Genomic DNA, 19467 nt, shown 5'->3' with positions numbered 1-19467 from the left:
AGATGTCTGCAGCCGGCTGCGGACGGCTCGCCCGAACCCCACAAATCGAATCAAACCAGACAGGAATAGGCTGATGCGCAGATTATCGGTCCTGAGCTTGATCGCCGCGATGGCGTGGCAGGCAGCGCCGGCCCTTGCGGAGACGCTGACGGTGGCGCCGCGGCAGGTCGCCGACGAGAAGGCGGTGTTCGCGACGGTGGAGAGCATCAGCGTGGTCCCTGCCCGCGGCCGCATCGGCGGCACCATCGTGCAGCTTTCGGTGCGCGAAGGCGACCCGGTCAGGCGCGGCCAGCCCATCGCCTTGATCGGCGACGACAAACTGGCCCTGCAGATCAAATCGCTCGACGCCCAGATCGAGGCGCTGCAGGCGCAAGCGAACCAGGCGCAGATCGACTTCACCCGCACCGAGGGCCTCGTCGAGCGCGGCACCCTGCCCCGCATCAAGCTCGACGAGACGCGCACGGCGCTGAACGTCGCCGAGAACGGGCTGCGGGCCAAGACCGCCGAGCGTGCCGTGGTCAACCAGCAGATGACTGAGGGCCAGGTGCTGGCTCCCGATGACGGCCGCGTGTTGAAGAAGCTGGTTGCCGTCGGATCTGTGGTTCTGCCCGGCGATCCCGTGGTCACGGTGGCGCAGCAGAACTTCAAGCTGCGACTGCGGGTGCCCGAGCGCCACGCTCTCTTTCTCAAGGCCGGCGACAAGGTCCGGGTCGACGGTGCCGAGTTCGGCGACAGCGCCGACAAATGGGGGGTGATCGACCTGGTCTATCCGCAGATCGAGGAAGGCCGAGTCGTGGCCGACGCGATCGTCTCCGGTCTCGGCCAGTATTTCGTCGGCGACCGGCTCCGGGTCTGGATCTCCGGCGGCCAACGCGATGCCTACGTGATCCCGCAGCGCTACGTCACAACACGGTTCGGCATCGATTATGTCCAGTTGCAGCAAGGGACGCAGAAGGTGAGCGTTCCGGTGCAGCGCGGCCGCGCTCTACCGAGCGCCGATCTCCCCGATGGACTCGAAATCCTGTCCGGCCTGCGCGCCGGCGACCAGTTGGTGCAGCCGTGAAACTCGGACTCTCAGGCAAGCTTACCCAGGCGACCATCGCCTCGCCGCTGACGCCGCTGTTCCTGCTCGCGGCGCTCGTGGTCGGCCTCATCGCCGTCGTCGTGATCCCGCGCGAGGAAGAGCCGCAGATCAGCGTGCCGATGGTCGACATCCGCGTCAGCGCCGACGGCCTGCGTGCGCCCGACGGCGTCGAGCTCGTGACCAAGCCGCTGGAGACCATCGTCAAGGCGATCGATGGCGTCGAACACGTCTACAGCCAGACCGAGGACGACCGTGTCATGGTCACCGCGCGGTTCCTGGTGGGGACCAAGTTCGAGGACGCGATCCTGCGCGTCCACGAGAAGCTACGCGCCAACCTCGACCGCATCCCCGTCGGCATTCCCGAGCCGCTGATCGTCGGCCGCGGCATCAACGACGTCGCCGTCACCGTGCTGACGCTGTCGCCGAAGCCGGAAGCCGCCGGGCGCTGGTCGGACAAGGACCTCTACGAGCTCGCCGACAAGCTGCGTGCGGAGCTGACCAAGGTCGACAATATCGGCCTGACCTATATCTCCGGCGGCGGCGCCCAGCAGATCCGGGTCGAGCCCGATCCGGAAAAGCTGTCGCTGTTCGGCGTGACTCTGCAGCAGCTCGTCGCCAAGGTGAAGGACGCGAACCGCTCGTTCCTGGCCGGAGACGTTCGCGACGGCGGTATCGTGCGCAACGTCGCCGCGGGCCAGACGCTCACGGGCATCCCGGACATCGGCCTGCTGCTGATCTCGACGCGCGACGGCCGTCCCGTCTATGTGCGCGACGTCGCTACCGTCGTCATCGGCCCCAACCTCGCAGAGCATCGCGTCTGGGATGACGCCCGCACCGACAAGGGCGACTGGCACCGGGTGCCGGCGGTGAGCCTCGCGCTCGCCAAGCGCGCCGGCGCCAATGCCGTGGTGGTGTCTCACGACATCGCGCAGCGCCTCGAAGGGCTGAAGGCCAGTCTCATTCCGAGCGACGTCGCAGTCACGGTAACGCGCGACTACGGCGAGACCGCCAACGAGAAGGCCAACGAGCTGCTGTTCCATCTCGGCCTCGCTACGATCTCGATCGTCGTGCTGATTGCGGTCGCCATTGGCTGGCGCGAAGCCCTCGTCACCTTCGTGGTGATTCCGACCACGATCCTGCTGACGATGTTCGCCGCCAATCTGATGGGCTACACGATCAACCGGGTCAGCCTGTTTGCCCTGATCTTCTCGATCGGCATCCTGGTCGACGACGCCATCGTCGTGGTCGAGAATATCGCGCGCCATTGGGGCATGCATGACGGCCGGCCGCGCCTGCAGGCCACCATCGAGGCGGTCGCCGAAGTCGGCAACCCCACCGTTGTCGCGACCTTGACCGTGGTCGCCGCCCTGCTGCCGATGCTGTTCGTGTCGGGACTGATGGGCCCCTACATGGCGCCGATCCCGGCCAACGCCTCGGCGGCGATGCTGTTCTCGTTCTTCGTCGCCATGGTGGTGGCGCCGTGGCTGATGCTGCGGCTGGCGCCGAGGTCGACCAGCGCCTCGGCGGATTCTCACGACGCGCATGGCGAAGGCCGTCTCGGACGCATCTACCGCAGCGTCGCGCGCCCGATCGTCGCCAGCAAGCGCTCCGCCTGGATCTTCCTGCTCGGCGTCGGCATCGCCACCTTGCTGTCGATGACGCTGTTCGCCACCAAGTCCGTCACCGTCAAGCTATTGCCGTTCGACAACAAGTCGGAGATCGCGGTGATGGTCGATCTGCCCGAAGGCGCGAGCCTGGAGGATACCGAGCGCACGCTGTTCGCGGCCGCCGACATTGCGCATGGGCTGCCGGAGATCACGACCGTGCAGAGCTATGCCGGCACGGCGGCCCCGTTCAACTTCAACGGTCTCGTGAGGCACTACTATCTGCGGGAGCGGCCCGAGCTCGGCGAGCTCCAGGTCAATCTCGCCGCGCGCGGCGACCGCAAGCGCGCGAGCCACGACATCGCGCTCGAGCTGCGCCAGCGGCTGAAGAGCATCCCTGTGCCGGCCGGCACCAGCATCAAGGTGGTCGAAGTGCCGCCCGGGCCTCCGGTGCTCGCCACCCTGCTGGCGGAGATCTACGGTCCGGACGCGGCGACCCGGCGCGCCGTCACCACCGAACTCAAGAAGGTCTTCGCCGACGTTCCCTTCATCGTCGACATCGACGATTCCATCGGTCAGCGCCGACCGCGGCTGCGACTGTCGATCGACCAGGACAGTCTCGAATTCTTCGGTGTCGAGCAGCGCGACGTCTACGACACGATCCAGACGCTGTTCGGCGGCGTCTCGGTCGGCTACTCGCATCGCGGCGAAGACCGCAATCCGATCGAGATCGCCGTGCGTCTGCCGAAGCACGACAAGAGCTGGAGCCAGGCCCTGGCATCGACGCCGGTGCCCGCCAACACGGTGCCCGGCAGCAAGACCGTCGTCGAACTCGGCCAAGTCGTGAAGGCCACGATGGAAGAGGGGTCGCCGATGATCTTCCGCCGCGACGGCCGCTTTGCCGACATGGTGATGGCAGAACTCGCCGGCCGCTTCGAGGCCCCGCTCTACGGCATGCTCGCGGTCGCCGACCGGATCGACGCCCATGACTGGGGCAAGCTGCCGAAGCCCGTGATCGGCTTCCACGGCCAGCCCAAGGACGAGTCCCGTCCGACGCTGCTGTGGGATGGCGAATGGGAGATCACCTACGTGACCTTCCGCGACATGGGCGCCGCATTCGGCGCGGCCATCCTCGGCATCTACGTTCTGGTCGTGGCGCAGTTCAAGAGCTTCCGGCTGCCGCTGGTGATCCTGACGCCGATCCCGCTGACCCTGATCGGCATCCTGCTCGGCCACTGGTTGCTGGGCGCGCCGTTCACGGCGACGTCGATGATCGGCTTCATTGCTCTGGCCGGCATCATCGTCCGCAACTCGATACTGCTGGTCGACTTCATCCGGCACAGCGGCGGCGAGGGTAAGACCCTGCGCGACGTCGTGTTGGAGGCCGGCGCCGTGCGCTTCAAGCCGATCCTGCTGACGGCGCTCGCGGCGATGATCGGTGCTGCGACGATCCTGCTCGACCCGATCTTCCAGGGGCTGGCGATCTCGCTGCTGTTCGGTCTGGCCTCCTCCACCCTGCTCACCGTACTCGTGATCCCCGCGATCTACATCGCATTGCGCGAGCCCGGCAAACCCACCACGAAGATGTCGTAGGAGCTATCATGACCAAACTGTACAGCGAGATCTGCAAGGACATCTCGGGTAACCTGAAGACGCTGCGCAAGGACATTCCAGACGTCATGCAGGGCTTCTCTGCACTGGCGAGGGCCGCCGCCGCTGATGGCGCGCTCGACAAGAAGACCAAGGAGCTGATCGCGCTGGCGATCGGGGTTGCCGTTCGGTGCGACGGCTGCATCGGCTTTCACGCGGAGGCGCTCGTCCGTCTCGGTGCAAGCCGGCAGGAGGTCGAGGAGACGCTCGGCATGGCGATCTACATGGGCGGCGGACCGTCGTTGATGTATGCCGCCGATGCGATTGCGGCGTTCGAGCAATTCCAGCAACAGGCAGCCGCCGCCTGAGCGCGGGTTCAGCCGCAGATATCGAGAATGGCCAGCATGTAGATGCGGATCATGTCGAGATAGTCGGGAATGTCGACGCGCTCGTCCGGCATCGTGTTGTAGCGGCCGCCCGGTCCGCAGACGATGCCCTCCATGCCGCCATAGGTATAAAGATGGCCGGCATCGGTGCCATAGAAGCAGCTCGGCGTCACCGGGCCTGTCGGCTGGGCGGCGCCGCGCACGACACGATAGGCATTGTTGACGGCACGGACGATCGGGCTGTCCGGTGCGACCTCGAACGGCGGCATGGTCGGCACGCCGGCGCGGTCCTCCGACATCAGATGGGCCTTCAGGCCGGGAAAACGCCCCTCCAGCGCATCGAGCTCGCGCCGCATGTCCGCGAGCGCGCCCTGCTCGGTCTGCCCAGGAGCGTAACGACCGGAGCCCTTGATGCGGACGAAATCCGCGACCTGCGGCGTCCGCCATTCGTGCAACTCACGACCGAGCGCGCCGTGCACGACGCCGACATGGACGCGATTGATGGCCTCATGTGCCGGCGAACGCGCGCCGGAGAACCGCATCGCATTGAGGCGCGGAATGAGATCGCAGGCGGCGGTGATGGCGTCCACCGCCTCCTCGCGCTTCGACAGATGCCGCGTGTTGCCGACGAGCTCGATGATGAACATGAATGCCGCGGCATGCATCGTCATCGCCTTGAGGTCGGTTGGCTCGGAATTGATGAAATAGTCCGCGCGCAGCCCCTGCTCCAGCAACGAATAGGTGCCGACTCCGCCTTGCAGCTCGCCGACCACATAGGTCAGAACGACATCACCCCTCAGCCTGACGCCGGCCTCGATCAGCGTCTTGACCGCGCAGAAATAGGCGGCGTCGCCGGCCTTCATGTTTGACACGCCGATTCCGTAGACGAAGTCGTCGTCCACCTTCCCCGCCCAGGGATCGAGGGTCCAGCCCTCGGTCACCGGATTTGTATCGACATGGCCGTTGAAGAGCAGGCTCTTGCCGCCGCCGGTGCCGTGCCAGCGGCCGACCGCGTTGACACGGCCCTCGGCCCCGAACGGGGCGACCGCGGCATCCAGGCCGATCGCGCTCATCTGTTCAGCCATGAAGGTCGCGAGCTGCTTCTCGCCCTCGGTCTTCGAATAGCTCTTGTGCTGAACCATGCGCGACAGCAGCGCGAGCGAAGCTGGAATGTCGATGCGGGCGAGCAGGTCGTTGCGATCCATGGGGGCAATCCTTGCGGTCAGCCAACGGGCGCTGGCGAGGCCGCCATCAGCTCGCAGGTGTAAGGGTGAACGTCGTCTGCGCCGAAGGCATCGACGGCACGGCTGTCGATCAGCCGGCCGTGGCGCATCACGACGATGCGGTGCGCGATCTGCCTGATCAGGTTGAGATCGTGGGTGATGAAGAGATAGGCCGCACCCGTCTGGGCGCGCAAAGCCAGCAGCAGCTCGATGATCTGGGCCTGGACCGAGACGTCGAGCGGCGCCGTGATCTCGTCGCAGATCACCAGGCGCGGCCGCGCCGCAAAAGCACGCGCGATCGCGACGCGCTGCTTCTCGCCACCCGAGAGCTGGTGCGGCCAGCGCATGGCATACGACGCCGGCAGCCGGACCTGTTCGAGCAGGCGCGGCACGGCGGCGACGTCGCCGCCATAGAGCTTCAAGGGGCGCGACAGGATCTCACCGATCCGATGGCGCGGATTGAGCGAGGAATCCGGGTGCTGGAACACGATTTGGACATCGCGCCGATAGGCACGGTTCATGTCACCGGCCCTGCGCAACGTTCGGCCGTCGAAGCTGATCGTGCCGTCGAAGCGGGCAAGCCCGGTGAGGGCGCGAGCGACGGATGACTTCCCCGAGCCGGATTCACCGACGAGGCCGACGATTTCGCCGGCACGGACGCGGACATCGACGGCCCTGGTCGCCGGTGACGGAGCCGCACGGAACAGCCCGCCCCTGCCGTAATGGACTTCGATGCCGCGTGCGTCCAGTACCAGGGCCGCGCCCGGCTGATCGTTCACGAGCCGCCGCTCCGGACGCGGCACGGCGGCGATGAGCGCCTTGGTGTAGGCGTGCTGCGGCGTCCTGAAGATATCAGACGCGGGCGCCTGCTCGACGATGCGGCCGTGCCGGATCACCGCGACACGATCGGCGACCCGGGTCATCATCGCGAGATCGTGCGAGATGTAGAGCGCAGCGACGCCCGTCTCCGCACGCAACCGCGCAAACAGCTCGATGATGCGGGCGCCGGTGATGACGTCGAGCGCCGTCGTAGGCTCATCGAACAGGATGACATCGGGCCGGCACCCAAAGGCCGTCGCGATGACTACCCGCTGCTTCTCGCCGCCGGAGATCTCGTGCGGATAGCGCCGCAGCACCGCCACGGGGTCGCGCAGCTCGACATGGCCGAGCAATTCGATCGCGAGGTTCCTGGCGGCCCGCGCATTCAGATCGCGATGACGCATCAGCGCCTCGGTGATCTGGCGGCCGATGGTCAATGTCGGATTGAGCGCGGTCGACGGATCCTGGAACACCATGCCGATGCGGCGGCCACGGACCGCGGTCAGTCGCTTCAGGCTGAGGGACCGCAGGTCGAGGTCACCCAGACACAGGGAGCCCGAGACCTCGCGGGCATTGGCCGGCAGATGCCGCATCAACGCCCAAGCCAGCGAGCTCTTACCGGAGCCGGATTCGCCGACGAGGCCGAGCACCTCGCCGGGCGCGATCTCGAGCGACACGTCACGCAGCACCTCCACAGCGCCCGCCGGGGTGACGTAGTCCAGCCCGTAACCAGTGATGGCGAGCGCCGGCTTCATCGATCGTCCCTCGGATTCAGCGCGTCGCGCAGGGCATCGCCGACGAGATTGAAGGCGATCGCCGACAGCGCGATCGCGGCCGAGGGCGCGATGAGGATCCATGGCGCCCGGTGCATGTATTGGCGCGCATCGGCCACCATCAGGCCCCATTCCGATGCCGGCGGCTGTGCACCCAGGCCGAGGAAGCTGAGCGTCGCGAACAGCATCACCGCAAATGACACCCGGATGGTGGCCTCGATGATGATCGGGCCCATCACGTTCGGAAGCATCTCGCGGAAAATGATCTGCGATGCCGCTTCGCCGCGCGCGATGGCGGCCTTGACGTAGTCCTGACTGCGCACAGCAAGCGCCACGGAGCGCGTGACCCGTGCCATGCCCGGCGCGAACGCAAAGGCAATCGCGATCACCGCGTTGAAAGCCCCATTTCCGAGCGTGCTGACCAGCAGCAGCGCCATGAGGAGACCGGGAATGGCCATCACAGCATCGTTGGTGCGCATGATGAATTCGTCGGCCTTGCCACCGAGATAGGCCGATGCGACGCCGATCACGGCGCCCATCGCGCTGCCGGCGAGCGTCGCCGCGAGCGCCATCGGAACGGTGGCGCGCGCGCCGGACAGCAGCCGGCTCAGCACGTCGCGGCCGAACTGATCGGCGCCCAGCCAGTTCTGCCATCCCGGCGGGCGGAAACGGCCGAGAAAATCCATCTTCTCCGGCCCATAGGGCGCGAGCCACGGGCCGAGGATGCAGACGATGGCGAGGGCAACGAGCAGCATCACGCTGATCGCCCCCTGCGGCTTGCGGATCATCCTGCCGAGCAGCTCAGTCATAGCTGATCCGCCTGTCGAGCAGCGCGTAGACGACATCCGCCAGCGTGTTGGTGATCGCATAGGTGACCGCCATGATCATCGCGCCGGCCTGGATCGACGGCAGATCGCGGGTGGTGATGGCGATCATCAATGCCCGGCCGATGCCGGGAATGGCGAAAATCTCCTCGATGACGATGATGCCGCCCAGGAGATAGCCGACGTCGAGCGCGACGATGGTGATGACCGGCAGCAGCGCGTTGCGCATCACATGCCGCACCAGCACCGTCCGCTCGGGCAGGCCTTTCAGCCGCGCCGCGCGGACGTAGTCGGACTGCAGCACGTCCAGCGTCTCCGAACGCATCATGCGCATCACATGCGCGACGAGAATGACCGAGACGGTCAGGACCGGAAGGATCAGATGGCGCAGCGCCGGCCCGGCATCCTCCAGCGGCGACACGTAGCCGGTCGCCGGCAGCCATGGCAGAATGTCGGTCAGCAGCAGCGCGAGCACGGTTGCCGTGACGAACTCCGGCAGGGAGACCCCGAGATAGGCGACCACGCTGGTGGCCGTATCCGCCGGCCGCCCCTTGCGGAGCGCCGCGAAGATTCCGAGCGGGACCGCGATCAGGAGGGTGACGACGAGTGCGCCCGCTGCCAGCAGCAGCGAGCGCGACAGCGCCGTCAGCATCTCCGGCGCGACCGGCAGGCCGGTGCGCATGGAGACACCGAAATTGCCGATGGCCGCGTGCGCGACCCAATGCGTGAATTGCAGCCAGACCGGGTCGTCGAGCCCGAGCCGGCTGCGAATTGCGGCCAGCGCCTCCGGCGAAGCGTTCTCGCCAAGCAGCGTCTGCGCTGCGTCAGCCGGCAGCGCCTGTGTGATGGCGAACACCAGCACACTGACGACGACGACCGTATAGACCATCAGGAGCAGCCGCCGCAGCAGCCAGGCGAATGACACCGCTCGGATCCCCGCCTCAGCTGCGCCTGGGCGCGCCTGCGCCGAGCGAGACGAGATCGAGCCGAAACACCGATCCGCGCGGATGCAGCTGGTATCCTTCCACATAGGCGCGCTGCGCCGCCAGGATGTCGAAGAAGACCGGAATGACCGACGGCACCTCCTCGCTCATCATCGTCTGGGCCCGCGCATAGAGCGCGGCGCGATTGGCATCGTCGGTCTCGCTACGCGCCGCATTGACGATCTCGTCGAAGCGCGCATTGTTCCAGCGTGTCTCGTTCCAGGCGGCATCCGAGGTGTAGAGCAGCTTGAAGATCGCGTCGGCGGTCGATTGCATGTTGTAGAATCCGACGTAGAAATTGCCCTTCTTCCAGACCTGGTCGAGATAGGTCGCGTGCGGCATCGTCTGAACGTTGATGCGGAAGCCGGCCGGTGCCGCCATCTCACGGATCGCAACGCCGAGCTGCGTGCGCGTGTCCGGTTTGTCGGATGCCACCATCGTCAGGTCGATGCCGGAGGGATAGCCGGCATCGGCGAGCAATTGCCTGGCTTTCGCGATGTCGGGCTTCTTCAGCTTGCTGTCCTGATAGAACCGGTAGGCGGGGCTCAGCGGCGTGTCGTTGCCGGGCGTGCCGTAGCCGCCGGCCACGAAGCCGGCCATGGCCTCGCGATCGATGGTCAGCGCCAGCGCCTGGCGCACGCGAACGTCGTTGAACGGCTTCTGATCGCAGCCCATGTTGACGTTCAGAAACTGCCCCGAGGGGACCCGCACCGCCTTGACGCCGCTGGCCTTGCCGAGCCGCTCATATTCGCCGGGCGTGGTCGACAACATGAGATCGATGTCGCCCGAAATCAGAGCCGATGCTTCGGCGGTGCGGTCGGGATAGACGAGAATCTCGACGCGATCGAGCAAAGGCCGCGCCGGATCGTAATACGCCGGGTTGCGCTCGACGACGATCTTGCGGTCCGGCTCATAGGACACGAGCTTGAACGGCCCTGAACCATTCGCCTTTGTGGCGAGGCTGGCGAGATCGGCAGCAACGACTTTCGCAGGCACGATGCGCGCATTGTTGTAGGCGAGCGCGACCGGAAAATCGGCAAAGGCAACCGACAACGTGAACCGCACGGTCGACGCATCGACGGCAGCGACATCCTTGATCGGGCCGACATTGGTGCGCGCCGGTGATGCGGTCTTCGGATCGAGGATCGCCTTGAAGGTCGCGACGACATCCTCCGCCGTCAGCGGCGAGCCGTCGTGGAAGCTGAGATTGGGCCGCAGCCTGAACGTCCACTCGGTGAGCCCCGCGCCGGCCTGCCACGACAAGGCGAGGTCCGGCTCGACCGACATGTCCGGCTTCAACCGGGTCAAGTTGGAATAGAGCAGCTCGGTGATGAGGTATTCCGGATTGACACGCGCGAGCAGCGGATGAATGACCGCCGCGCCCTGGTCGACCGAGATCCGCAACACGCCGCCGCGCTTCGGCGCCTCGGCCGAGAGAGAGACTTGCGGCAGAGCACCAAGCACGAGCGCGGAGCCGGCAAGGAAATGACGACGGGTCACGGACGGCATCAGGCGAAGTCCTTTTCAGGCGTGATGGCTTCGGGACAGAGTTCGGGACGGAACTCGGCTGCGAGATAGGCGAGCACCGATTTCGCCAATGCGACGATGTCGGCGAGCGTCGTGGATTCGCCCGGCGCATGAATGCGGCTATCGGGCCTGCCGAGGCCCGTGAGCAGCACCTCCTGCACGCCCGTGGCCTGCTGCACCCAGCCGAAATCGGAGCAGCCGGCCGCCCCCCAGCGAGCGAAGTCTTCCGCGGCATAGCCGAAACCGGCCGACAGCGCCTGCTGCCAGCGCGACCAATGCGGCCCGCCGGGATCGGATGTCGGCATCAGATGGCCGGTGAGGATGATCTCGACGTCGAGGGTGCCGGCCGCCTGCCGGACGGCCGCTTCGATCTCGCGGCGTGCAGCGGCGAAGTCCTCCTCGGGCGTGTATCGGCGGCACAGGAGAATCTCGACCAGCGAGGGGATCTGTCCGCCGCATTGGCCGCCATGAATGGCTGAGATGTCGAGGCTCGCGGCGAGCGGTCCAGCCGCCTGCGGCGGTGGCGGCAACGCCGACGTCCGCTGCGCGATGACCGGCTCGAGGGCCGCGAGCGCATTGAGGATCGGCAGCGCCGCCTCGATCGCGTTGGCGCCGGCGCGGCGCTGCTCGCCGGCATGCGCTGCCTTGCCGTGAACCCGCACCGTGAGCGTGAACAGGCCGAAGCAGCCGGCCCAGATCCGCGGCATGGCGCTGCCGTTGAAATTCAGAATATGCCCTTCGAGACGGCCCTGCTCGGCAAGGTAACGCACGCCGGGATAAAGCCCTGCCTCCTCGTCCGTGCACAGCAGCAACATCGGATCATAGGCCAGCGGCAATCCGGTGTGCTGCGCGCCGCGGAGTGCGAGCAGCGCCGCCGCAATCGATCCCTTCATGTCGGCCGCGCCGAGTCCGATCAGACGGTCACCGTCGCGGCTCAGCTGCAGCGGATCGGTGACCCAGCCGGGCGCCGCCGGTACCGTGTCCACATGGAAATAGAGCCCGAGCACCGGTCTGCCGGAGCGGCGCCGTGCGATCAGATTCGTCCGCGATCCGCGCGCGCCCGGTGCGCGCCATAGGTCCTCCGGAACGATCACGCGCTCGCTATCCAGTGCCAGCGGGGCAGCGAGCTGCTCCATCACGTCGGCAAATGCATCGTAGCCGGCCCCCGGAGGAAAGCTGGTGTCGACCGCCACCATCTTCCGCAGGTCCTCGACCGCCGTCTCGGCCATGGCGTCGATCGCGGCAAAAGCGCTGGCCAGGCTGCGCGCGCCCCGGTCCGCTGGAATGCCCTCAGAAATCATTTGCCGCCAGCTCTATCCTATATTCTATATAGAAATAGAATTCACGACGCGGCGTTTGTCAATTCCATGAAAAAGGCAGCTGTGGCCAGCAAAGCGGCAGACGGGGTGGGGGCGGGTCCAGGCGCGCTGCCGGTGCCGCTCTACGAGCATGTCAAGCGCCAGATCGCCGAGGCGATCCTGATCGGCGACATGCCGCCCGGCACAGTGCTGCCCGGCGAGGTCGCGCTCGCCAATCAATATGGCGTCGCCGTCGGCACTATCCGCCGCGCGCTGGCCGATCTCACCGCGGGCGGCATGCTGATGCGCCGGCGCAAGACCGGCACGGTGGTGACGGGCCGCGCGTCGCAGCATGGGCTCAGCTTCTTCTTCCAGTACTTCCGCCTGCTCGCCGCGGACGGCAGCCTGCTGCACTCGGAGGCCGAGGTGCTGTCGGTGACGACACGCGCCGCCGAGTCACGCGAAGCCGCGCTGTTCGCGATGGCCGAGGGCGGGCCGCTGCTGCATCTTCATCGCATCCGCCGCGTCGCTGGCGCGCCGGTGCTGCATTCGCGGATCTCGATGGTCGCGAGCCGCGTGGCGGGATTTCCGGCCGAGCCGAAGAAGGTCCCTGCCCTGATCTACCGGCATCTGCTCGAGGCCTATGGCATCCGGATCGCCGCGGTGCGCGAGAAGGTGACGGCGGAGGTCGCCACCAAGGAGGACCGCAAGCTGCTCGGCCTGCCCTCTCCGAGCGCCGTGCTGGTGATCGACGAGGAGGCCTACGACCAGACCGGCGCGCTGGCGATCCTCAGCCAGCACCGCGCCACAACGGCGCAACACTACTACTCGAACGAGATCCGCTGAGCACGTATCGCTTCAGCAGCCCCAGCGCAGCGCCGCGGTGTGCACCGGCGCGTCCCACAGTCCCAGCGATGCATCATCGAGCGCGGTCACGGTGAGCGAGCAGCCGGCCATGTCGAGCGAGGTGACGTAGGAGCCGACCAGCCCGCGCGCGATGGCGAGCCCGCGCCCTTCCAAGATGCGCCGCGCCGCATTGGCCATCACGTACAACTCCATCGCTGGCGTAGCCCCGAAGCCGTTGACCAGCAGCAGGCACGGAGTCCCGGGCTTCGCTGCAAGATCGGCCAGGATCGCGCCCATCATCTCCTCGGCGATGGCGTCCGCGGACGCCAGCTTGACCCGGCGCCTGCCGGGCTCGCCATGGATGCCGACCCCCATCTCCATCTCGTCCTCGCCGAGCGTGAAGGTCGGCTTGCCCGCGGCCGGCACCGTGCATGAGGTCAGCGCCACGCCCATCGAGCGGGTGCGCCTGTTGACGTCGTCACCAAGCGCCTTCAGCGCGTCGAGATCGCGGCCCTGCTCGGCCGCAGCACCCAGCATCTTCTCCACGATCAGCGTGCCGGCAACGCCGCGGCGGCCGGTCGAATAGGTCGAGGTCTCGACCGCGACGTCGTCGTCGGTAATGACGGTCGCGACCTTGCCCTCCATCATCTCCGCGGCCATCGCGAAATTCATCACGTCGCCTTCGTAGTTCTTGACGATGAACAGCGCGCCCGCGCCGGTGTCCACGGCCTGCGCGGCCGCGAGCATCTGGTCAGGCGTCGGCGAGGTGAAAACCTGGCCCGGACAGGCGGCATCGAGCATGCCCGGCCCGACGAAGCCGGCGTGGAGCGGCTCATGGCCGGAGCCGCCGCCGGAGATCAGCGCGACCTTGCCCGGTTTGAGGCTCTTGCGGCGAACGAACTTGTTGTCCTCGCCCAGCGTGACGATGTCGCCATGCACGGCGGCAAAACCCTGCAGGCTCTCGGTCAGCACGTCGGAAACGGCGTTGATCAGCTTCTTCATGGCTTCCCTCCCGGTTCGGCGTCGTCGTTGTTTTCGTTGGCTGAGATCAGCGCGGTGATGCCGCGCGCGACGCCGGTGATGATGCGGTCGGCATGGGCGTTGAGCGCGGGGTCGCCGAAGTCCGGCAGCTCGACCACGAGGCGCCGCATCGGCCGCTGCGCCTCGACCTCGTCCAGCCGGCCCGGATGGGCGGCGCGGTAGGCGGTCAGAAAAGCCTGCTGCTCATGCGGCGAGAAGTGACAGATGTGGAAGATGGTCTCGAGATGCTGCAGCGGGATCGGCGTCGCATAGGCCGGATTGACGATCTGCGAGATGAAGCTGCGATTCTTGCCGATCGCCTCCGCCAGCCGCTGCCGTGTACCGGAGGGACGGCTGTCGATCACCGCGCGCAGGATCGCCTTGTATTCGGCGAGCGGACTCGCGGCCCCCGATGCATCCTGGTCACTCATGCGCCCTCTTCCGCGGTCTTTTCCGTGCCCTTGGCGAGGTCAAGCTCGCGGATCGCCGCCTTCACCAGCGGCAGCAGGCCCGGCGCGACCGACAGCGCGCGCACACCGAGCTCAAGCAGCGCCGGCATGGCTCTGACATCACCGGCGGCGTCGCCGCAGATCGAGACTTCCACGCCCCGCGCGCGACCAGCGCGCACCACATGGGCAATCATCGCCAGCACCCCGGGATGCAGCACGTCAGCATAGTCGGCGACCTCGGCGCCGTCACGCGAAGCAGCGGTCGCGTATTGGGTCAGGTCATTGGTGCCGATCGAGAAGAAGTCCGCAGCGAAGTCATGCGCTGCCAACGCAGCAGCCGGCACCTCGACCATCATTCCGAAGGCCGGCGCGGCGAACGCGACGTTGCCGGCGGCCAAGTCGGCGAGCACGGCGCGGAGATGGCGACGCGCCACGTCCAGCTCCGCTGCATTGGTCACCATCGGCAGCATCACCTTGAGCGGTCCGAGCGCAGCGGCGCGAGCCAGCGCGCGCAGTTGAACGCGGAAGATCTCGGGGTGACGCAAGGACAGACGGAGGCCACGAAGGCCGAGAAACGGGTTGCTCTCGCCATCGATCGTGTAGCCCGGAATCGGCTTGTCGCCGCCGGCATCGAGCGTGCGGATCGTGACCGGCCGGCCTTCGGCCCAGCGCACGAGCTCGGCATAGGCGTGATATTGTGCCTCCTCGTCGTGAAGCAGGTTGCCGGTGAGAAACTCGGTGCGTGCCAGGCCGATGCCGTCGCAGGCTGCGGCCGGAAGCAGCGTCATGTCGGCAGGGCCGGAGATGTTGACGAGCACCGAGACGCGGGTGCCGTCGCGCGTCAGTGCCGGTTCGTGCTGGCGCGCGATCGCGTCCGCCTTGCGGCGCGAGGCGGTCGCATCCTCCGCCCGGGCGGCAGCGATACGCTGCGCACTGGGATCGGCAATGACGACACCGCGACCGCCATCGACCAGCAAATCCCCTGTCAGCTTGTCCCAATCGTGACCGAGCCCGACCACCATCGGCACGCCGCGGCTGCGCGCCAACATCGCGACATGGCTGGTCGGGCTGCCCTCGCCGAGCGCGATGCCCCCTCCATTCGTCCACTCGATGGCGAGGAAAGCCGATGGCGCCAGATCACGCGCAACGACGATCGCCCCCTTCGGCAACTTGCCGTTCTGCTGCAAGCCGAACAAGTGTCGCAGCACGCGATCCCGGATGTCGGCGAGGTCGCCGGCGCGGGCGCGGAAATATTCGTCCTCAGCGGACTCATACCCCGCCATCTCCTCCGCCATCGCCGCACGCCAGGCCGCATCCGCAGCGACGCCGCCCTCGATCTGGACGTAAGCCGCCTCGGTCAGCGCATCGTCTTCGAGCAGCGCGAGCTGAAAGCCGATCAGCTCGGCCGCGTCTCCCTCGAGCCTGTCGATCAGCTCGGCCACGGCCTCGCGCGCATGCGCGACCGCTACGGCGAGCGCTTCATGCTCCTCGGCGATCGCCCCTTTCGTCCGGCTGGCGCCCTCCAGCGCATGCAGGATCGCCGCGGGCCCGATGGCCATCCCGTCCGACGCCGCCCGCCCGAAGATACGCCGCTCCATCGTCACTCCTCGTCGAACTTGCGGTTCACCAGATCGACCAGCGCGGCGATGGCGGCCTCGGCATCGGTTCCATTGGCGCGCAGGAACAGCGTCTCGCCCTTGGCGGCCTTGACGCGCATGATCTTCACCGGGCTCTTGGCGTCGGTCCAGGGCCCGTCGGCCGCGATCGCGACTTCGATGGTCGACGCAAAGCGCTTGGCGAGCTGGGTCAGCTTGACCGAGGGCCGCGCATGCAGCCCGACCTCGTTGGTCAGCAGCGCGTGCGCCTTCGCTTCCTGCATGCCGATCTCTCCACCGTCAGCCATTGTCGTTCCTGCTCATCCGCCCATCAGCTCTTCGGCGGTCGCGCGCACCGCATCGAGCGGCGAGCCGCCGGAGGCTTCCGTCGCCGCCATCACGGCGCCTTCGACCAGCGGCGCGTTGCAGATCACGATGCGCTCGCGCCGCTCCTCCGGCATCATCTCCACCGCCATCTCGCTGTTGGTCTCGGCGCCGCCGAGATCGACCAGGATCGCAACGCCCGACTCCGACCATGCCTTGTCGATCGCGCCCATGATGGCGCCGACATCGGTGCCGAGCCCGCCATCGGCATTGCCGCCGACCGCCGCGAGCGGCACGCTGTCGCCGACCATCTGCCGGACCATGTCGGCCGCGCCTTCCGCCACCTTGGCGGAATGCGACACGATGACGATGCCGACATTCTTCTGCTCACTCATGTCCAGGCCTCATTGAATACGCCGCAGATCGCCTGCACCAGCAGGCTGGACGAGCGCGCGCCGGGATCCATGTGCCCGATCGAGCGCTCGCCGAGAAACGAAGCGCGGCCGCGGATCGCCAGCATCGGCACCGTCGCGTCGGCGGCCTCGGCGGCGATCGCGGGCAGCCGGGAACTGAGATCGTCGCCACCGGCCGCAAAAGCTGCCTGCACCGGGATCAAGACGTCGAGCATGGTCTTCTGACCGGCTTCCGACTTGCCACGCGCTCTGACGTCCGCGATGGCGCGACCGAGCGCCGCCGCCGCTTCGGCGGCAGAGGGCTCTGATGGCAGCGCCTTGCCAAGTCCCATCGCCAGCGTGCCGTAGAGCGGACCGGACGCACCGCCGACCTTCATCACCAGCGCCATGCCGACCGCCTTCAACGCCTCGGGAAGAGGCTTGGCGGAGATATTGTCCACATCGGCGAGCACGGCCTCGAAGCCGCGCTTCATGTTGAGGCCGTGATCGCCGTCGCCGATCGCCGAGTCGAGCGCGGTCAGCTCCTCCGCATGGGCGATGATGGCATCGGCCATCGCCACGATCACCTTGCGCTTGAACGCCTGGTCCATTGTCTATCTCACCCGCTGGCCCGCCCGGTCGAACAGCAGCGGCCGGGTGAACTCGATAGCGACGGAGTCGCCGACTTTCAATTCCGTATCCGGCTCCACCAGGCTGACGATGGTCTGGTCCTGCAGCGTGATATGCAGATGATTCTGATCGCCGAGATGCTCGATCCATTTCACCCGTGCGTCGGCACGGCTCTCGGCGCGCCGGACCGTCATGTGCTCGGTGCGCGCGCCGATCGTCGCGACGTCGCCCGGCACCGCAAGATCCGGAAACAGCCCGCGCGGCAGCAGATTGATGCCGGGACTGCCGAGCCGGGTCGCCACATAGGTATTGGCCGGATCCTCATAGACCTCCCGCGGGCTGCCGACCTGCACCAGCCGGCCCTGCTCGATCACGCCGATACGGTTGGCGAGCGTCATCGCCTCGATCTGGTCGTGGGTGACGTAGAGCATGGTGGCGCCGAGATCCTGCTGGATACGCTTGAGCTCGATGCGCAGCTCGGAACGCAGCTTGGCGTCGAGCGAGGACAGCGGCTCGTCTAGCAACGCGATCGCAGGTCTGCGCACCAGCGCGCGGCCGATCGCCACGCGCTGCATCTGGCCGCCGGAGAGCTGAGTAGCGCGGTTGCCGAGCTTGTCCTCGATCCGGAGCATCGCCGCGACGTCACCGACGATGCGCCTGATCTCAGCCTCCGCAATCTTGCGCACCGGCGAGCGCAGTGGGAAAGCCAGATTGTCGTACACCGACAGATGCGGATAGAGAGAATATTGCTGGAACACGAACGTGACGTCACGCGCGGCCGGCGTCGCCTTCGTCTGGTCGACACCGCCGATGGTGACGCTGCCGCGATCCGGCATCTCGAGGCCGGCCACGAGCCGCAATGTCGTGGTCTTGCCGGCACCGGTCGGCCCGAGCAGCACGACGAGCTCGCCGTCGCGGATGGTCAGCGACAAATCCCGTACCGCCGGCTTGGAACCGAACGACTTGCTGACGGCGTTGAGCCGCGTCTCAGCCATGATGGCGCCCTCCTCTCACCGGCTGCTCATACAGCGCGGTGCGGACCGCGCGGCCCGTGGCGGCGTCGAACAGCGACAGCCGGTCGGCGCGGAAGCTGAGCCCGACCGGCTCCGCACGCTGCACCCGGACCGCCGCGGGCGCGCGCGCCTTGACGATGCCATGAGACGTCGTGACGGTGATGATCTGGGTGGTGCCGAGATATTCGGTGCCGAACACCTCGCCGCGCAGCCCGCCTTCGGCGCTGAGCGCCACCTGCTCCGGCCGCACGCCGAGGATCAGCTCATCGCTCCCGGCATCCTCGCGCAGCTCGGGCACGCCGATCTCGGCGCCGTCGATCCGCACGCAGTTCGCGCCGGCGCCAAGCCTGCCCGCGAAGCGGATGAAGTTCATCGCCGGCGAGCCGATGAAGTCTGCGACGAACATGGTGGCGGGACGGTCGTAGATCTCCTGGGGCGTTCCGAGCTGCTCCACGACGCCGCGATTCATCACCGCGATCGTGTCGGCCATCGACATCGCCTCGAGCTGGTCGTGAGTCACGAACACGGTGGTGGCCTTGAGCCGGTCGTGCAGGGCGCGCAGCTCGCCGCACATGATGTGACGGAACTCCGCATCGAGCGCGCCGAGCGGCTCATCCATCAAGAACGCTTTCGGCTCCCGGACGATGGCGCGGCCGAGCGCGACGCGCTGGCGATCGCCGCTCGACAACCCGCTCACCGGACGGTCGATCAGATGGTCGATGCGCAGGATGCGCGCGGCTTCCTCGACCCGCCGCCGGATCTCCCCCTTGGGCACCCCCATCGAGACCAGGGGAAAAGCGATGTTCCGGCGCACGTTCATGTGCGGGTAGAGCGCGAACAGCTGGAACACCATGGCGATGTCGCGCTCGCGCGCGCGGCGGAAGGTGACGTCCTCGCCGCCGAGCCTGATCGCCCCCGAGGTCGGCAGCTCCAGGCCTGCAATCATGCGCAGCGTCGTGGTCTTGCCGCAGCCGGACGGACCGAGCAGGCAGAAGAACTCGCCGTCGGCGATCGTGAAGCTTGTGCCGCGCACGGCGGCAAAGCCGCCGAACTCCTTGAACAGATTCTCGATCCGGATCTCGGCCAT

At 67.2% G+C, this 19467-nt stretch carries 18 protein-coding genes; 4 read left to right on the top strand and 14 right to left on the bottom strand.

The annotated features are described in order from the left end of the window. The first annotated feature begins 73 nt into the window (after nucleotides 1-73). The 3 genes from QX041_RS05615 to QX041_RS05605 are packed head-to-tail and all read left to right on the top strand — an operon-like array spanning nucleotide 74 to nucleotide 4646. Nucleotides 74-1063: an efflux RND transporter periplasmic adaptor subunit gene (locus QX041_RS05615; protein ID WP_315712542.1), complete on the top strand. Its 990-nt coding sequence runs from the start codon at nucleotides 74-76 to the stop codon at nucleotides 1061-1063. Further along, entirely contained in the window at nucleotides 1060-4281 is a 3222-nt protein-coding gene (locus QX041_RS05610; protein ID WP_316164652.1) for an efflux RND transporter permease subunit, read from the top strand. Before QX041_RS05615 ends, QX041_RS05610 begins: the two co-directional genes overlap by 4 nt. An 8-nt stretch (nucleotides 4282-4289) precedes the next feature. After that, entirely contained in the window at nucleotides 4290-4646 is a 357-nt protein-coding gene (locus QX041_RS05605) for a carboxymuconolactone decarboxylase family protein (protein ID WP_315712545.1), read from the top strand. 8 nt (nucleotides 4647-4654) lie between these two features. Here the strand turns inward: QX041_RS05605 and QX041_RS05600 are convergent, their stop codons facing one another. The 6 genes from QX041_RS05600 to QX041_RS05575 are packed head-to-tail and all read right to left on the bottom strand — an operon-like array spanning nucleotide 4655 to nucleotide 12114. Then, nucleotides 4655-5869, bottom strand: a complete 1215-nt coding sequence (locus tag QX041_RS05600) for a M20 family metallopeptidase (protein WP_315827452.1) — start codon at nucleotides 5867-5869, stop codon at nucleotides 4655-4657. A gap of 17 nt (nucleotides 5870-5886) precedes the next feature. Continuing rightward, entirely contained in the window at nucleotides 5887-7461 is a 1575-nt protein-coding gene (nikE, locus tag QX041_RS05595; RefSeq protein ID WP_316164651.1) for an ABC transporter ATP-binding protein, read from the bottom strand. After that, a complete protein-coding gene (locus QX041_RS05590; protein WP_316164650.1) occupies nucleotides 7458-8288 on the bottom strand; it encodes an ABC transporter permease in 831 nt (276 codons plus the stop codon). Before QX041_RS05590 ends, nikE begins: the two co-directional genes overlap by 4 nt. Then, nucleotides 8281-9228: an ABC transporter permease gene (locus QX041_RS05585; RefSeq protein ID WP_315712550.1), complete on the bottom strand. Its 948-nt coding sequence runs from the start codon at nucleotides 9226-9228 to the stop codon at nucleotides 8281-8283. The genes QX041_RS05590 and QX041_RS05585 overlap by 8 nt, the downstream gene beginning before the upstream one ends. A gap of 16 nt (nucleotides 9229-9244) precedes the next feature. Beyond that, nucleotides 9245-10795, bottom strand: a complete 1551-nt coding sequence (locus QX041_RS05580; protein ID WP_315712551.1) for an ABC transporter substrate-binding protein — start codon at nucleotides 10793-10795, stop codon at nucleotides 9245-9247. Beyond that, nucleotides 10795-12114 (bottom strand): M20 family metallopeptidase, encoded by a 1320-nt coding sequence (locus QX041_RS05575; protein WP_316164649.1) that lies wholly within the window; start codon nucleotides 12112-12114, stop codon nucleotides 10795-10797. The genes QX041_RS05580 and QX041_RS05575 overlap by 1 nt, the downstream gene beginning before the upstream one ends. A gap of 66 nt (nucleotides 12115-12180) precedes the next feature. Between QX041_RS05575 and QX041_RS05570 the strand changes: the two genes are divergently transcribed. Next, nucleotides 12181-12957, top strand: a complete 777-nt coding sequence (locus tag QX041_RS05570) for a GntR family transcriptional regulator (protein ID WP_316164648.1) — start codon at nucleotides 12181-12183, stop codon at nucleotides 12955-12957. A gap of 12 nt (nucleotides 12958-12969) precedes the next feature. Here QX041_RS05570 and dhaK read toward each other — a convergent pair whose 3' ends face one another. The 8 genes from dhaK to QX041_RS05530 are packed head-to-tail and all read right to left on the bottom strand — an operon-like array spanning nucleotide 12970 to nucleotide 19467. Then, on the bottom strand, nucleotides 12970-13959 hold the full coding sequence (gene dhaK, locus QX041_RS05565; RefSeq protein ID WP_315749856.1) for a dihydroxyacetone kinase subunit DhaK: 990 nt from the start codon (nucleotides 13957-13959) through the stop codon (nucleotides 12970-12972). Next, entirely contained in the window at nucleotides 13956-14408 is a 453-nt protein-coding gene (locus QX041_RS05560; RefSeq protein WP_315712557.1) for a hypothetical protein, read from the bottom strand. The genes dhaK and QX041_RS05560 overlap by 4 nt, the downstream gene beginning before the upstream one ends. Beyond that, nucleotides 14405-16024 (bottom strand): phosphoenolpyruvate--protein phosphotransferase, encoded by a 1620-nt coding sequence (gene ptsP / locus QX041_RS05555; RefSeq protein ID WP_315749855.1) that lies wholly within the window; start codon nucleotides 16022-16024, stop codon nucleotides 14405-14407. The genes QX041_RS05560 and ptsP overlap by 4 nt, the downstream gene beginning before the upstream one ends. Nucleotides 16025-16026: 2 nt before the next feature. Then, nucleotides 16027-16329 (bottom strand): HPr family phosphocarrier protein, encoded by a 303-nt coding sequence (locus QX041_RS05550; RefSeq protein WP_315739286.1) that lies wholly within the window; start codon nucleotides 16327-16329, stop codon nucleotides 16027-16029. 12 nt (nucleotides 16330-16341) lie between these two features. Continuing rightward, entirely contained in the window at nucleotides 16342-16740 is a 399-nt protein-coding gene (dhaM, locus tag QX041_RS05545; protein WP_284416623.1) for a dihydroxyacetone kinase phosphoryl donor subunit DhaM, read from the bottom strand. Beyond that, complete coding sequence (gene dhaL, locus QX041_RS05540; protein ID WP_315827445.1) at nucleotides 16737-17348, bottom strand: dihydroxyacetone kinase subunit DhaL; 612 nt, start codon at nucleotides 17346-17348, stop codon at nucleotides 16737-16739. Before dhaL ends, dhaM begins: the two co-directional genes overlap by 4 nt. Nucleotides 17349-17351: 3 nt before the next feature. Beyond that, complete coding sequence (locus tag QX041_RS05535) at nucleotides 17352-18362, bottom strand: ABC transporter ATP-binding protein (RefSeq protein ID WP_315712562.1); 1011 nt, start codon at nucleotides 18360-18362, stop codon at nucleotides 17352-17354. After that, a complete protein-coding gene (locus QX041_RS05530) occupies nucleotides 18355-19467 on the bottom strand; it encodes an ABC transporter ATP-binding protein (protein WP_315827444.1) in 1113 nt (370 codons plus the stop codon). The genes QX041_RS05535 and QX041_RS05530 overlap by 8 nt, the downstream gene beginning before the upstream one ends.

The sequence above is a fragment of the Bradyrhizobium sp. SZCCHNRI2009 genome, from assembly GCF_032485115.1.
GTDB lineage: Bacteria > Pseudomonadota > Alphaproteobacteria > Rhizobiales > Xanthobacteraceae > Bradyrhizobium.
This window is presented reverse-complemented; position numbering and strand designations above follow the sequence as displayed.